This is a genomic window from Kaistia defluvii (assembly GCF_040548815.1).
GTDB lineage: Bacteria > Pseudomonadota > Alphaproteobacteria > Rhizobiales > Kaistiaceae > Kaistia > Kaistia defluvii_A.
Window position 1 is genome coordinate 227,603 of record NZ_JBEPSM010000002.1, and the last position, 14,874, is coordinate 242,476.

The window sequence follows — 14,874 nt, forward strand, 5'->3', positions numbered from 1 at the left end:
GCGGTCCGGTAGGGGCCTCGGTGGCAGGTCGAGCTCCGCTCTTGACTGCTTCCGGGTCTCGTTCCAGACAAGAGTTTATCTTGCGCCAGATGGCGTGTCGGTTCCGGGTGAAGCGTGGCTGCGAGGTGCGATTTCGCCCGAGCCAGGATCCCCGGGCATTTTTGGTTTGGGGGTATCTCGTGACGAAACCGGCCGATCGTCGGAAGAGCGTGCGTGGCTTGATGCGCGTCGCCGCTGTCCTGTTTGTCGCGGCCCCCGTTCTGGCGGCCTGCCAGAGGGAAGCCGAAACCCAGGCTCCGGAAATTCGTCCCGTCAGGACCGTCATCGCCACGCGCGAGAAGGCCGGCGAGAAGGTGGTCCTCACCGGCCTGATCGAGGCGCAGAACGAAGCCGCGATGGCCTTCCGCATCGGCGGCCGGATGATCGAGCGACCGGTCAATGTCGGCGACCGCGTCGAGGCCGGCCAGGTTTTGGCCCGGCTGGATCCCGTCAACGAGCTGAACGCGCTGCGCTCGGCGCAGGCGGCGAACGTCGCCGCCGAGGCCCAGCTGGTCCAGGCGCGCAACGCCTTTGGCCGCCAGGAGCATCTGCTCCGCAACGGCTTCACCACCCGCGCGAATTTCGACCAGGCGCAGCAGGCGCTGCAGACCGCGCAGGCGCAGGTCGACAATACCGAAGCCCAGCTCGAGATCGCCAGCGATCGCGTCGCCTTCACCGAATTGAAGGCCGACGTTTCCGGCACGATCACCGCTCGCGGCGCCGAGCCCGGCGAAGTGGTCCAGGCCGGGCAGATGATCGTCCAGCTTGCGCGCCAGGATGGCCGCGACGCCGTCTTCGACGTGCCGGCCCAGATGCTGCGCACGGCGCCGAGTGATCCGGTCGTCAGCGTCCGCCTGACCGACGATCCCACCGTTTCGGCCGTCGGCCGCGTCCGCGAAATCGCGCCCCAAGCCAATGCGCAGACCCGCAACTTCCCCGTCCGCGTCGGTCTCGACAACCCGCCCGCCGGCCTCCGCCTCGGTTCGACGGTGACCGGCACCATGGTCATGGATTCCGTGCCCGTGATTTCACTTCCCGCGAGCGCGCTGACGACCGCCGAGCAGAACCCGGCCGTGTGGGTGGTCGATCCGGTCGCCTCGACCGTTTCGCTGCGCAATATCGAGATCGTCCGGCACGATCCGGCGACCGTGATTGTCTCCAGCGGCATCGATACGGGAGACATCATCGTCACGGCCGGCGTCCAGGCGCTTCATCCGGGCCAGAAGGTCCGCCTGCTCGGGGCCGCCAAATGAGCGGCTTCAACCTCTCTGCCTGGTCGCTCAACCATCGCTCCTTCATCGTCTACTGGATGATCGCGGTGATGGTGGCGGGCATCGCCTCCTTCATCAGCCTCGGCCGCAACGAAGACCCGCCGATCACCATCAAGACTATGATCGTGCATGCGGTCTGGCCCGGCGCGACGATCGAGGACACGCTCAACCAGGTCACCGAGCGGCTCGAACGCAAGATCCAGGAAATCCCCGAGGTCGACGACGTCCGCTCGTCGACCAGCGCCGGCAGCACCACGCTGTTCGTCAATCTGCGCCAGGAAGTGACCTCCGCCGAGGTCCCCGACGTCTGGTACGAGGTGCGCAAGGGCATTGGCGACATCCGCCAGACCCTGCCTTCCGGCGTGCTCGGCCCGTTCTTCAATGACAGCTTCGGCGACACGTTCGGCATCATTTACGGCTTCACCGCCGACGGCTTCTCGCATCGCGAACTGCGCGATTATGTCGAGGCGGCCCGCTCCCGTCTGCTGCAGGTGCCAGATGTCTCGCAGATCGAGATCATCGGCGCGCAGGACGAGAAGATCTACGTCGAATTCTCGACCAAGCAGCTCGCGGGCATGGGGATCGATCGTCAGGCGCTTCTGAATGCGCTGCGGGCGCAGAACGTCGTCAGCCCCGCTGGCGTGCTCGAGACGGGCGAGGAGCGCATTTCGCTGCGCGTTTCCGGCGCCTTCCAGAACGAGCAGGACCTGCTCGATCTCAACGTCGTCTCGAATGGCCGGCTCATCCGCCTGCGCGACATTGCCGAAGTCCGGCGCGGCTATGCCAGCCCGCCGCAGCCGCAGTTCCGCGTCGACGGCAAGCCGGCGATCGGCCTTGGCATCGCCATGCGCGATGGCGGCGATATCCTGGCGCTCGGCAAGAACATCCGCACCGTGATGGCCGAGATCACGACAAACCTGCCGCTCGGCGTCCAGCCGTCGCTGGTCGCTGACCAGGCCGTCGTCGTCGACGAAGCGATCGGCGATTTCACCACCTCGCTGTGGCAGGCGATCGCCATCATCGCGGTGGTGAGCTTTGTCAGCCTAGGCATCCGTGCTGGCACGGTGGTGGCGCTGGCGATCCCGATTTCGCTCGCCATGGTGTTCGCCGTCATGAACATCGTTGGCATCGACCTGCAGCGCATTTCGCTCGGCGCGCTGATCATCGCGCTCAGCCTGCTGGTCGATGACGCGATGACGACCGTCGATTCGATGACATCAAGGCTGGCCGCCGGCGAGACCAAGGAGGATGCGGCGGCGAATACGTTCCGGACGCTGGCGCTGGCCATGCTGACCGGAACGCTGGTCACCGCGGCCGGCTTCGTACCGATCGGCTTCGCCCGTTCGTCCGCCGGCGAATACACCTTCTCGATCTTCGCCGTCGTGGGCATCGCGCTGGTCGTGTCCTGGCTCGGCGCGGTGATCTTCTCGCCGCTGATCGGCGCCGTCCTGCTCAAGGCGCCGAAGGACAAGCCCGATCCCAACAAGGTCAGCATCATCGTCCGGGTCTTCCGCTCGATCCTGCTCACCGCGATGCGGATGCGCTGGATCACGATCGGCCTGACGCTCGCCTGCTTCGTCGGCGCGCTTCTGCTGCTGCCTCACGTGCCGCGGCAGTTCTTCCCGGCATCCGACCGCACCGAACTGATGGTCGACCTGCGCCTGCCGCAGAACACGTCGATCTATCAGAGCGGCGACGTCTCGGCCCGGTTCGACGCCATCATGAAGGACGACCCGGACGTCGAGCGCTGGAGCACTTATATCGGCCGTGGCGCCATCCGCTTCTACCTGCCGCTCAATGTCGAGCTGCCGAACGAGTTCTTCGCCCAGGCGGTGGTCATCGCCAAGGACGTCGACGCGCGGCTCCGGCTGGAAGAGCGTCTCGAGACCAAGCTCGCGGAACAGTTCCCGGACTCGGTTTCGCGCGTCGCTCCGCTCGAGCTCGGGCCCCCGGTCGGCTGGCCGGTGCAGTACCGCGTCAGCGGCCCGGACGTCGATCAGGTGCGCGACATCTCCATGCGCCTCGCACAGATCGTCTCGGCCAATCCGGACACCAAGCGCGTCAACTTCGACTGGATGGAGCCGGCGCGCATGGTGCGCGTCAAGATCGACCAGGACCAGGCGCGCCTTCTCGGGCTCAGTTCGCAGGCGCTGGCTTCCGCGCTGAACGCGGTGGTGACCGGAACCACGGTCACCCAGGTTCGAGACGATATCTACCTCGTCGACGTCATCGCGCGCGCCACCGACGAGCAGCGTGTCTCGCTCGCCAATTTGCAGACGCTGCAGGTGCCGCTGCCGAACGGGCGCACGGTGCCGCTCAGCCAGTTCGCGACGTTCGATTACGGGCAGGAATATCCGCTGATCTGGCGCCGGGACCGCGTGCCCACGCTGACCGTGCAGTCGGACGTTCGCCCGGGCGGGTCGCCCGAGGCGGTCGTGGCCGAGCTGACGGATTCCGTCGAGGCGCTGCGGGCCACCTTGCCGCCCGGCTACAACATCGCCGTCGGCGGTGTCGTCGAGGAGAGCGCGCAGTCGCTGCAATCCGTGATGGCGGTCGTCCCGATCATGCTGTTCCTGATGGTCTCGTTCCTGATGGCGCAGTTGCAGAGCTTCGGCAGGTTGTTCATCGTGCTCTGCGTCGTGCCGATGGGGCTGATCGGCGTGGTCGGCGCCTTGTTCCTGTTCAACAGGCCGCTCGGCTTCGTCGCCATCCTCGGCATTCTCTCGCTGCTCGGCCTGATCGCCAAGAATGCGGTGATCCTGATCGAGCAGATCGAGGCCGAGCGGACGCGCGGCCTGTCGATCTGGGATGCCGTGCTCGAAGCGACGGTGTCGCGTTTCCGGCCGATCATGCTGACGGCGATCTCGACCGTGCTGGGCATGATCCCGATCGCGGCGACGATCTTCTGGGGCCCGATGGCCTTCGCCATCATGGGCGGCCTGTTGGTCGCGACCTTGCTGACGCTGGTGTTCCTGCCGACGCTGTACGTGACCTTCTATCGCGGCAAGGAAGGCGAGCCGGCACCCAAGCCCCCCGTCGCCGCGACGGCGGCTGTCACGGCCGCCTGACGCCCGTCAGGACGACGAATTGCAGGAGGCCGCGGAATTCCGCGGCCTTTTGCGTTTTTTGGGAGGCTCCCTTCGGAAATTGTATCGTCTCCATCCTGCTCGGGGATGTGTGGCGCCCGCTAGCGCAGCCATGCAGGACGCTTGCACGAAGGCTCGTCGCCCCGGCGGAGGCCGGGGCCCATAGACACAAGCCAATGCAAGTGTGGTGGCCAGCCTCGCCACCCTAGTCCTGCGCGTCTGGATCCCGGCCTTCGCCGGGATGACGCCCGATGAGCGGGGCTCGCTTTTCAAATTGGGTTGCGTGAAGGACTTCTCAGCGAGAGGTGAAATAGGGTCTGCCCGGACGCCCGTCAGGAGCGTTGCGCCGGTGCGAGCGCCTCCTGCTTAGAACGCCTATTTCCGTCCGGCGCTCTCGAAGATCAGGATCGGGGCCGTCAGGACGGCGCCGGCGGCGGAACCCAGCACCTGGCCGGCGCCCAGGGTCGTGGCGCCGAGGCCGCCCGCGCTGCCGAGAGTCGAATCCGTCACCGATTGCCCCTGGATCAGGCGGTCGCCCATCAACTGCACGACCTCCGGGCTGGTGGCGAACTTGCTGTGGTTGAGCCGGTCGCCATTCTGCAGCGCCGTGAGGTCGAGCACGGTGATGTTGGTCGCCGATTCCATCTGCGACAGATAAGGCTCGCGCGTGATGTCGACGGCGCCGAGCCGCGTCATCCGGCCGGAAAGCAGGCGTGACAGGCGCAGCGCCCGGTCGTTCTGCGACACGAACAGGGTTATGTGCGGGCGCTTGGGGCCCATCTCCAGCACCTGCTTGCGGAAGACGTCGATGTCGAGATCCGGCGAGGCCAGGATGAGGTTCGAGACCTTGGCGGGCACGCGCCCCTGCTGCAGCGCGATCTGGCGCAGCGACTCGACGGCAAGCCAGCCGCCCATCGAATGGGCCATGATGGTGACGTCGGAAACAGCCGGGCTGTTGGCGGCGGCGAGGATGACCGAGGCCAGTTCGCTGCGGGAATAATTGGCGCTTTCGCGGTCGTAATTATAGTCGAAGACGCTGCCACGCGACGGCCACGAGAACAGGATCGGCGCAACATTGGCATCGGTGTCATGCACGATCTGCGCGAAGCGGAAGACGCTGTCGGCGAATTGCGTGTTGAAGCCATGAACGAAGATCAGCACGCGCTTCGGCTTGCCGGCGGTGCGCTTGAACCAGGCCTTAGCCTGGTCCGGCTGCATTGGCGTCACCTTTGTGGTGACGAAATCGCGCGCCGGGTCGCCTGGCACGCGGCTCGGCCACTGGATGCTGCCGACCGGGCGCTGGTCGGGGATCGAGACGACGATATTGCTGAGCGAAAGATCCGGCCCACGCTCGCCGTTGAAATAGACGCCGGGCTCTGGCGCCGGCGCGCGGGTGGTGGCCACCAGCAGGTCGACCTTCTGCGCCGCGGCGGCATTGGCCTTGACGGGCGCCAGCACCCCTTGGGGTCGCGATGCGCAGGCGGCAAGGCTCAGCGTCAGTCCGAGGAGCAGGACGGCCCTGGAAAGAAAACACGCAACTGACGACACAGAGCCCCCGCAAGCATCCCGGATCCGCCAGCACTCTATTCCGGCATCCTGACGCTACTGTTACACGGCTCGTCTGTCGCGGTGAAGCGTCGACCGGGCCACACAGGCCCGCTTCATGGTACGTGCTTCCGGCCGTCTGCCGATCGAGAGGCTCGAGGTCGCCATCGCCCCGACGGGCGCACAGGCAGAACGGCGCGCGACCCTGTCGCGCGCCGTGTCAACCAAGCGTTTGGCCGGGATCAGGGGGCGGAAACGAGCGTCAGCTGCGTCACGCCGGCGGCGATGTTGATGCCGATTTCACCTTCGACCGAGATCGGCTGCAGCGCGAACGCATCGCCCGAGCCGCCGACGAGAACATTGGCGCCGAGGCCAGGACCGAAGGCCGCGTCGGCGCTGGCGCCGACATACTTGCCGGCCAAGGCGCCGACCGCGGGCGCATTGTTCGTCTGGGTGATCACGCCCCAGATCAGGTGGCCCTGCTCGACACCGCCCAGCGCGACGCCGAAGGTTTCGATCTTGCCGGTGTAGTTGTTGGTGGGGCCGGCGTTCTGGGCGGGGACGAACTGGCAGGTCATGGTCTGCTTTTCGACCAGGATCAGGCCAACGCCTCCGGAAACATCGCATTTCAGCGTGCCGACCTTGGTCGCGGACTGCGCCATGGCGCCGGAGGCCATCAGCAGCGATGCCGCGACGGCGAGGCCGGCACCGAGCGCCGCGGTCCGCACGCGTGAAGCTGCCGGCATATTCCGGGATACGAAGAACATGATTGAACCCTTCCTGAAATCGGTTTGGCGGATCAAATCTGTCTAGAAATGCACACCGAGGCTGGTGAAGACGCCCTGCTGGGTGGTGTCGTAGACGAATCCGTCCTTCTCGTAGTCCGTGTAGATTACACGGTAACCGAGTGCGGTCGAGATCGTCTTGGTCCAGTTGTAGCCGACCGCGGCAAAACCCTGTGCGGTGAGGTTCGAACCGACGTCGAAGCCGCCGATATCGCCGAGCGCGTTCAGGAACCAGCGGTCGTTGAAATCATAATGCAGGCTCAGGCCGACGGTGGGGTCGATCCATTGCTTGGTCCGGTCCACGTCGAAGGAGAATCGCGGATCGGCGGCATCGAAATCGAGGTCGACATTGAGATGCTGATAGCGGAAGCCCGCCGTCGCGCTCAGCTGCAGATTGGGAATGTCGAGGGGCAGCCGGTAGCCGACCAGCCCCGAGGCCGTCAGCTGCTTCTGCACGAAGTCGATCTGGCCGCCATTGCTGCCGATCGGGCCATCGCTGCCGACCTTGACCCACATCAGGTCGGTCAGGATCATCCAGTTGCCATACTCGGCCAGGAAGGACCCCATCACCGCACCCTGGAGGTTCTCGAGGGCGTCCCATGGCGTGATGTCGATGCTCTTGGGCGGCAGGCCCAGAACGCCGACATCGCCGCTGACGCCGGCGGCCCAGCCATAGAGGGTGGCCTGGAAACGCCAGGCTTCCGCAGGGGCGACGTTTTCCACCGGCTGCAGCGCCAGATCGGCCGCGGCCGCTGGAGCCGCCATGGCCGCAAGCAGAAGCGGGACATGCAGGCAGGATGCTCTCATTTCCCCTCGTCTCCATTCTTTGCGGCAGCAGGTCGAACGGACACTCCGTGCGCGAGGCCGGGCTCGCGGGTCCATTCCTGTCCTGTTTACGCATCCCCACAGCATCGTCCCGGCCCAAATGATTCTCGGGCGCGAACGAAGCCGCTTGACCTTACAGGACAATGGCCTGTCTTTTGAAGATGCGCCGCATGCCGTTCGGGAAGCTTCGACGAAATACAGCAGGATTTCATGAGACCGTTGCAGAGAAGCCAGCCTCGCTTGGAAGGGTTCGGAGTTGCTACGAGGGCCCCAGGCCGTCGAAACCGGGCCCGTCGCGATGCCGCCGGCCCGATGGCGAACCCGGCGCGGATCGAGCGCTCTAGGGTAGAGGGGCGGGCATGACGTCGATCACCACCGGCATCGCTGCCTTCCTCGCCATTTTCGGCGGCGCGCTGCTCGGCCTCACGGGCGCTCGTCTTCTGCCCGATCAGCACCTCGGCCCCGAGACCCGAACCGCCGTTTCCGTGTCCATGGCTGTCGTGGGCACGCTTTCCGCGCTCGTCATCGGGCTGCTGATCTCGACCGCCAGCACCTCCTTCTCCGCCCGAACCCACGCGATCAGCAATCTCGCCGTGGATATGGTGCGGCTCAACCGCTCGCTGGTCCGCTATGGGCCGGAAGCCGATCCCATCCGGGACTCGCTCCGCACCTATGCGCAGGCCAAGATCGGCGAACTGGGCACCGGCGTCCGGCGCGACGAGATGGGCATGCAGACGCTGGCCATGCTGGAGACCATCAGCGACCGGGTCGTGGACCTGCGTCCAGCCGACGATCGCCAGCGCCATATCCAGGAGCAGGCGCTGCAACTCATCAGCAGCATTTCCGAAGCGCGCTGGCTGCTGATCGAGAACGACAAGAGCGCCGTGCCGGTGCCGTTCCTGGTGTTGCTGATCTTCTGGCTGGCGATCCTGTTCGCGAGCTTCGGGCTGTTCGCGCCGCGCAACGCCACGGCGCTGGCCTCGCTGTTCCTCTGTTCGGTGGCCGTCGCCGGCGGCATTTTCATGATCCTGGAACTGGCCGCGCCCACGGAAGGCGTCATCCGTCCTTCGCTCGATCCGATCCGCGCCGCGATCGGCGAACTCACCCCCTCGTGACGGCGGGCTGCCCGGCGCGCTCCGCCTTGGAGCGTAGCCGGCATCCTTCTTGCGTTCCGGAGCCGGGAATGGTGGCCTATCCCGGTCGGGCAGCGGCGGGCTGGCTTCGCGCTTGGTCGAAATAATTGTTGGTGGTCATCCAAGTTGGAGGCCGCCGCCTGAATCTTGTTAATTAGCCAGTCGATCTATCCCTCACGATATATCGGGCAGATTTTGGCGCGCATTTCCGCATTGACAGCATCCTGCGTTCCCCGCAATCTCATATGGCCATCAACGATATTCGAGTGACCGGTGCAGGGGAAACTGTCGGGCTCGTCAGATGTCGAGGGTGGGTGTCGACAACGAACACCTGTTTTCAGCTCCAGAGGTCGGTTTCATCATGTCCAGTTGGTCTCGTCGTCTCGTCGCGCTGTGCGGCGCCTCCGTCATCGCGCTCGCCAGCCAGGCCGCGCTCGCCAAGGACGTCTCCGTCGCGGCGATCTCCGGCTACTTCTCCCAGGGTTTTGGCGTTGCCATCGTCGAGGGCCTGAAGAAGGCCGAGAAGGACCTCGGTGTGAAGGTCAAGCTGGTCGACACGGGCAACCGCGCCCTCGACTATGAAGAGCAGTTCAACAACCTCGCCAAGGGCGGCGAGTACGACGTCGTCTTCGTCATGGGCTGGGAGCTCGTCGACGCGCTGCAGAAGGCCGCCGCCGCCTATCCGAACACCAAGTTCGTCTTCATCGACGGCGTGCTCGATTCCAAGCAGATCATCTATGCCAACTTCGCCCAGAATCAGGGTTCGTTTCTGGCCGGCGCGCTGGCCGCGATGATGGCCGAGAAGGGTAGCGAGATCGACGGTCTCGGCGACGGCAAGGCAATCGGCTTCGTCGGCGGCCGCGATATCCCGGTCATCCGCGACTTCATGGTCGGCTACGAGCAGGGCGCCAAGACCGCCGCTCCGGACGTGCGCCTCGACGCCGTCTTCGCCGGCACCTTCGATGATCCGGCCAAGGGCAGCGAGCTGACCATGGCGCTCTACGGCCAGGGTTCGGACATCGTCTACAACGTCGCCGGCCCGACGGGCGAGGGCGTGCTGCAGGCGAGCGCCGCCGCCGGCAAGTACTCGATCGGCGTCGACGTCAACCAGTGCGACGTTGCGCCGGGCCATGTCATGGCCTCGATGCTGAAGAATGCCAACGTCGCCGTCTACGACCTGGTCAAGGATCTCGTCGATGGCAAGACGCTCGAGCCCGGCAGCGTCCACACGGCGGACGTCAAGTCCGGGGGCGTCGAGCTGCTGCTCTGCCCCGGCGTCGCCGACAAGATCCCGGCCGACGTCAAGGAGAAGCTGGAGGCCCTGAAGGCCGACATCGCTTCGGGCAAGATCAAGGTCGCCACGACGACGCAGTAAACGGCGTCTTCCGCTGCCATCGCCCTCCCTTTGCGAAGGGAGGGCCGAAGCCGGCCTGCGGTTTCGGCAAGGGGTTGCGGTGAGGGAGCGTGCATGTGCCATAAGGCGTGTGCCGGTCCCGCGCCGTGATTGCCATGCCGGGGCCCAGTCGCCGTGTCGCGCCGCCGGACGTTCAGGCGAAGGCGCGGACGCGAGAATTCGTCCCGAGGACACCCACCATGCCCTTAGCCATCGAGCTGAAATCGATCACCAAAAGGTTCGGCGCCTTTGTCGCGAATGAGGACGTGAACCTCGCCGTCGAAAGCGGCAAGATCCACGCAATCATCGGCGAGAACGGAGCCGGCAAGACCACGCTGATGAACGTCTTGTTCGGGCTGCTGCAGCCGGACGAGGGCGAGATCTGGATCGATGGCGAGAAGAAGAGCCTGCCCAATCCGGCTGCGGCGATCGCCGCCGGCATCGGCATGGTGCATCAGCACTTCAAGCTGGTGCCGTCGCTGACCGTGGCCGAAAACGTCTTCCTCGGCATGGAGATCCGCAAGGGCGGCCTGATCGACCATGCCGCCCAGATCAAGCGCACGGCCGAGCTTTCCAAGCAGTTCGGCCTTCAGGTCGATCCGACCGAACGCGTTGGCCTGCTGTCGGTCGGCATCGAGCAGCGCATCGAGATCCTGAAGGTGCTGGCGCGCGGCGCGCGCATCATCATCCTCGACGAGCCGACTGCCGTCCTGACGCCGCAGGAAAGCCGCGAGCTGTTCCAGACGCTGCGCGGCTTCGTCGCCCAGGGCATGACGGTCATCTTCATCTCGCATCACTTGGAAGAGGTGATGGAAGTTTCCGACAACGTCTCGGTGCTGCGGCTCGGCAAGAATGTCGCCACGCGCCCGACGGCGGAACTGACCAAGTCCGATCTCGTCCAGCTGATGGTCGGCCGCCTCGTATCGTTCGATCGCCTGCCGCGCGTGGCCAGCGTCGGCAAGACCGTGCTCGAGGTCGAGGATCTCTGGGCGCGCGACGATCGCCGCCTGCCGGCGCTGCGCGGTGTCTCCTTCGGCGTCCGCGCCGGCGAGATCGTCGGCATTGCCGGCGTGGCGGGCAACGGCCAGACCGAGCTTGCCGAGGTGCTGTCCGGCCTGCGCCCCTCCAGCCATGGCTCGATCCAGCTCAACGGCCGTACCATCACCGGCGCCTCGGCGCGCGAGATCCGCGCCGCCGGCGTCGGCCATGTGCCCGGCGACCGGTTGGTGCGCGGCGTCGACCGCAACGCCTCGATCTCGATGAACCTGCTGATGGGGCGCCAGGACCAGAGCCCGTGGTCCAAGCATGGCATCATCAACCGCTCCTACCTGCTCGAGCAGACCCAGGCGCTGATCAAGCGCTTCGACATCCGCGCGCGCGGCCCGGAATCGACCGCCAAGAGCCTTTCCGGCGGCAATATCCAGAAGATCGTGCTGGCGCGCGAATTCACCGGCAGCGCCGATTGCCTGCTGATCGACCAGCCGACGCGCGGCGTCGATATCGGCGCGCAGGAGGCCATTCACGGCGAGATCATGCGCCAGCGCGACGCCGGCAAGGCCATCCTGCTGATTTCCGTCCAGCTCGACGAACTGATCCGCCTCGCCGACCGCATCCTGGTGATGTTCGGCGGCACCATCATGGGCGAGATCCCGGGCGACCGGGTCGATGAGGAAGAAATCGGCATGCTGATGGCCGGCGTCGTTCCCGAGACGCATTCCAACACCGTGGGGGCCGCTTGATGTCGGACCGCTTCGATAGTCTCTTCGGCCAGGGGCTGGCCATCCTGTTCGCCCTGGGCCTTGGCGCCCTCGTCATCCTCACCGTCGATGAGAGCCCGGTCCGCGTCTTCGTCACCCTGCTGAACGGCGCCTTCGGCAGCCCGGAGCGGATTGCCGGCACGCTGCTGCAGACGACGCCGATCCTGATCTGCGGCATCGCCGCCTGCATCTCGTTCCGCGGCGGCCTGTTCAACATCGGCATCGAGGGCCAGCTCTTCATGGGCGGCTTCTGGGCCACCTGGGTCGGCTTCTCGTTCAACCTGCCGCCGGCGCTGCACCTGCTGCTCGCCATGGCCGCGGCGGTGATCGCCGGCATGGCCTGGATCGCGATCCCCGCCTTCTTCCGGGCTCGCTACAAGACCAACGAGGTGGTCTCGACCATCCTCGCCAATTATGTCGCGATCCTGTTCACCTCCTACCTGACCATCAACTGGTTCAAGCGCTCCGGCGGCCAGTCCGAGACGCCGCCGATCTTCGAGAGCGCCTACCTGCCCGAACTGTTCTCGTTCTCGCGGCTGAACTGGGGCCTCATCATCGGCCTCGTGCTAGCGGTCGGCGTCTATCTGTTCTTCACCCGTACCGCGCGCGGCTATGCCGTCAGCGAGATGGGCGCCAACCCGAAATTCGCCGAATATGGCGGCATCGACATCAAGAAGCAGACCTTCCTGGTGCTGATCGCCTCGGGCGCGGTCGGCGGCCTGGCCGGCGGCGTCGAGGCGCTCGGCGTGCACCACCGCTTCATGGAGGGCTTTGCGCCCGGCTTCGGCTTCGACGGTGTCATCGCGGCGCTGCTCGCCAACGGCAACCCGATCGGCACCATCTTCACGGCGCTGTTCTTCGGCGCGCTGCGCAGTGGTTCGCTGCTGCTGGAAGTCGATACCACCGCCTCGCGCGAGATCATCACCGTCATCCAGGCGCTGATCATTCTCGCCGTCTCGGCCCAGATCACCATCCGCCGCAAGGCATCGGATTCGACCGCGGGAGAGCGTCGATGGAAATTCTAGAACGCCTCCTCAACATCTCGCTCGTCGTCGCGACGATCCGCACGACGGCACCGATCCTGCTCGTCGCGCTGGGCGGCTCCTTCACCACCAAGGCCGGCATCTTCAACATCGGCCTTGAGGGCCAGATGCTGGTCGGCGCCTTCTTCGCCGTGATCGGCACCATCGCCACCGGCTCGCCCTGGCTGGGCGTGCTCTGCGGCGTCGCTGCCGCGCTGACGCTGGCGCTAATCTTTGCGCTGCTGGTCGTCAGCTTCAAGGCAAACGAGGTCGTCGTCGGCCTGGCGCTCAACATCCTGGCGGGCGGGCTCACCGTCTCGCTGATGAAGGCGATCTTCGGCACGCGCGGCTCGATCTTCGGCCATGGCCTGGTCGGCCTGCCGGCGCTGCGGCTGCCCAACGTCAAGGATTTCGGCTGGTTCGGCCAGATCCTCTCCGGCTACACGCCGCTGGTCTACGCCGCCTTCCTGCTCGTGCCGGTGCTGATCCTGTTCTATAACCGCACCCGGCTCGGCCTCTATATCCGCGTCGTCGGCGAGAAGCCGGAAGCCGCCGAAGCCCTCGGCATCTCGATCACCCGCATCCGCTATGTCTCGTCGCTGCTCTGCGGCCTGCTGGCAGGCCTCGCCGGCGCGCATCTGGCGCTCGGCTACACGACGATGTTCACCGAGAACATGTCGTCCGGCCGCGGCTTCATGGCGGTGGCGATCCTGATCTTCTCGAATGGCGACCCGCTGAAGATCCTGCTCGGCTGCCTGCTTTTCGGCTTCTCCGATGCGCTCTCGCTGCGCCTGCAGACACTGGGCATCTCGTCCTACCTCGTGCTTGCCGTGCCCTATCTGGTCGCGCTGATCGCGCTCTTCGCGCTCTCCTACCGGTCGCGTCCGCGCGTCATCCAGGAGACGCTGGCCAGCATGGGCCGCGCCCTTTCCGTCAAGTCCAACACCATCCAACCAGCTGCCGCCACGGACGCTTCCAAGCCGTGACAGGGGATAAAATGGAACGCATCATTCTCGACGTCGACTCCGCGGGCGACGATATTCTTGCGGTGCTTTTCGCGGCGATCTCGCCGTCGATGAAGCTCGAAGGCGTCACCACCTGCACCGGGGCCGCCGGCCCGATCGACCAGGTGACTAATGTCGTGCTCAACACGCTGGCGCTGGCCGGCAAGGGCGACGTGCCGGTCGCCAAGGGCGCCTGGCGCCCGATCGTCGGCAATTCCAAGGAAGACATGCAGGCGCCGGTGCATTTCGAGAAGCGCCTCGTCGCGCGCTTCGGCGACCGGCTGAAGAAGTTCAACCCGCCGGCGCCGACCCCGACGTTGAAGGTGATCGACAAGCACGCCGTCGATTTCATCATCGACACGGCGCTGGCCAATCCCGGCGAGATCACGCTGGTCGTCACCGGTCCGATGACCAACGCCGCCATGGCCTTCCTGCAGGAGCCGGCGCTCGCCAAGGCGCTGAAGCGCATGGTCCTGCTCGGCGGCAATTTCATCACCCCCGGCAACATCACGCCGCTGTCGGAATACAATATCTGGGCCGACCCGGAAGCGGCCCGCGTCGTGCTCAACCAGGGCGTCGACACGATCCTGGTGCCGCTCGACGTCTGCGAGGACAACCGCGCCGCCGCCTCGATGCTGACCCGCGATGACCTGGCCGACCTCAAGGACGCCGGCGACCATCCCGTGCTGCAGATGCTGCAGGACAGTTTCCCGATCTATATCGACATCTGGCGCGAGTTCTTCGATCTCGTCGGCTTCCCGATGGACGACATCATCACCGTCGCGCTCGCCTTCGACCCGACGCTCTGCACCATGACCGAGCCGCTGTTCTGCGACATCGTGCTCGACGGGCGGGTGGCGCGCGGCCAGACCGTCGCCTATCGCGGCCGCCAGCTGCTTCCCGGCGGCGGACCAAAGACCACCCGCATCTGCACCGATATCGACGGCCGCCGTTTCATGAAGCTCTTCAAGGAAACGATCGTCCGCTACCAGACGGCCAAGGCGTAAGGGCATC

Annotated in this window: 11 protein-coding genes; 8 read left to right on the plus strand and 3 right to left on the minus strand. The window is 65.8% G+C overall.

Annotated elements, in window-relative coordinates; all coding sequences use genetic code 11:
• Nucleotides 1-221: 221 nt before the first annotated feature.
• Both ABIE08_RS14050 and ABIE08_RS14055 read left to right on the plus strand, forming a co-directional pair.
• Nucleotides 222-1,292: an efflux RND transporter periplasmic adaptor subunit gene (locus ABIE08_RS14050; protein WP_354551958.1), complete on the plus strand. Its 1,071-nt coding sequence runs from the start codon at nt 222-224 to the stop codon at nt 1,290-1,292.
• Nucleotides 1,289-4,378, plus strand: coding sequence for an efflux RND transporter permease subunit (locus ABIE08_RS14055; protein ID WP_354551960.1), 3,090 nt, complete (start codon nt 1,289-1,291; stop codon nt 4,376-4,378). Before ABIE08_RS14050 ends, ABIE08_RS14055 begins: the two co-directional genes overlap by 4 nt.
• A 393-nt stretch (nt 4,379-4,771) precedes the next feature.
• Here the strand turns inward: ABIE08_RS14055 and ABIE08_RS14060 are convergent, their stop codons facing one another.
• The 3 genes from ABIE08_RS14060 to ABIE08_RS14070 form a co-directional block, all read right to left on the minus strand.
• Nucleotides 4,772-5,854: an alpha/beta hydrolase gene (locus ABIE08_RS14060; protein ID WP_354551961.1), complete on the minus strand. Its 1,083-nt coding sequence runs from the start codon at nt 5,852-5,854 to the stop codon at nt 4,772-4,774.
• 329 nt (nt 5,855-6,183) lie between these two features.
• Complete coding sequence (locus tag ABIE08_RS14065) at nt 6,184-6,708, minus strand: DUF992 domain-containing protein (protein WP_354551963.1); 525 nt, start codon at nt 6,706-6,708, stop codon at nt 6,184-6,186.
• 42 nt (nt 6,709-6,750) lie between these two features.
• Complete coding sequence (locus ABIE08_RS14070; protein WP_354551965.1) at nt 6,751-7,533, minus strand: outer membrane protein; 783 nt, start codon at nt 7,531-7,533, stop codon at nt 6,751-6,753.
• Nucleotides 7,534-7,910: 377 nt separating this feature from the next.
• Between ABIE08_RS14070 and ABIE08_RS14075 the strand changes: the two genes are divergently transcribed.
• The 6 genes from ABIE08_RS14075 (at nt 7,911) to ABIE08_RS14100 (ending at nt 14,867) form a co-directional block, all read left to right on the plus strand.
• Nucleotides 7,911-8,666 (plus strand): hypothetical protein, encoded by a 756-nt coding sequence (locus ABIE08_RS14075; protein WP_354551967.1) that lies wholly within the window; start codon nt 7,911-7,913, stop codon nt 8,664-8,666.
• A 379-nt stretch (nt 8,667-9,045) separates the two neighbouring features.
• Nucleotides 9,046-10,059: a BMP family lipoprotein gene (locus tag ABIE08_RS14080; protein WP_354551969.1), complete on the plus strand. Its 1,014-nt coding sequence runs from the start codon at nt 9,046-9,048 to the stop codon at nt 10,057-10,059.
• Nucleotides 10,060-10,277: 218 nt separating this feature from the next.
• Complete coding sequence (locus ABIE08_RS14085; RefSeq protein ID WP_354551971.1) at nt 10,278-11,816, plus strand: ABC transporter ATP-binding protein; 1,539 nt, start codon at nt 10,278-10,280, stop codon at nt 11,814-11,816.
• Nucleotides 11,816-12,859 (plus strand): ABC transporter permease, encoded by a 1,044-nt coding sequence (locus tag ABIE08_RS14090; protein WP_354551973.1) that lies wholly within the window; start codon nt 11,816-11,818, stop codon nt 12,857-12,859. The genes ABIE08_RS14085 and ABIE08_RS14090 overlap by 1 nt, the downstream gene beginning before the upstream one ends.
• Nucleotides 12,847-13,842 carry an ABC transporter permease gene (locus ABIE08_RS14095; RefSeq protein WP_354551974.1) on the plus strand — a complete coding sequence of 332 codons (996 nt, stop codon included), beginning with the start codon at nt 12,847-12,849 and terminating at the stop codon, nt 13,840-13,842. The genes ABIE08_RS14090 and ABIE08_RS14095 overlap by 13 nt, the downstream gene beginning before the upstream one ends.
• 11 nt (nt 13,843-13,853) lie before the next feature.
• A complete protein-coding gene (locus tag ABIE08_RS14100; protein ID WP_354551976.1) occupies nt 13,854-14,867 on the plus strand; it encodes a nucleoside hydrolase in 1,014 nt (337 codons plus the stop codon).
• Nucleotides 14,868-14,874: the final 7 nt, after the last annotated feature.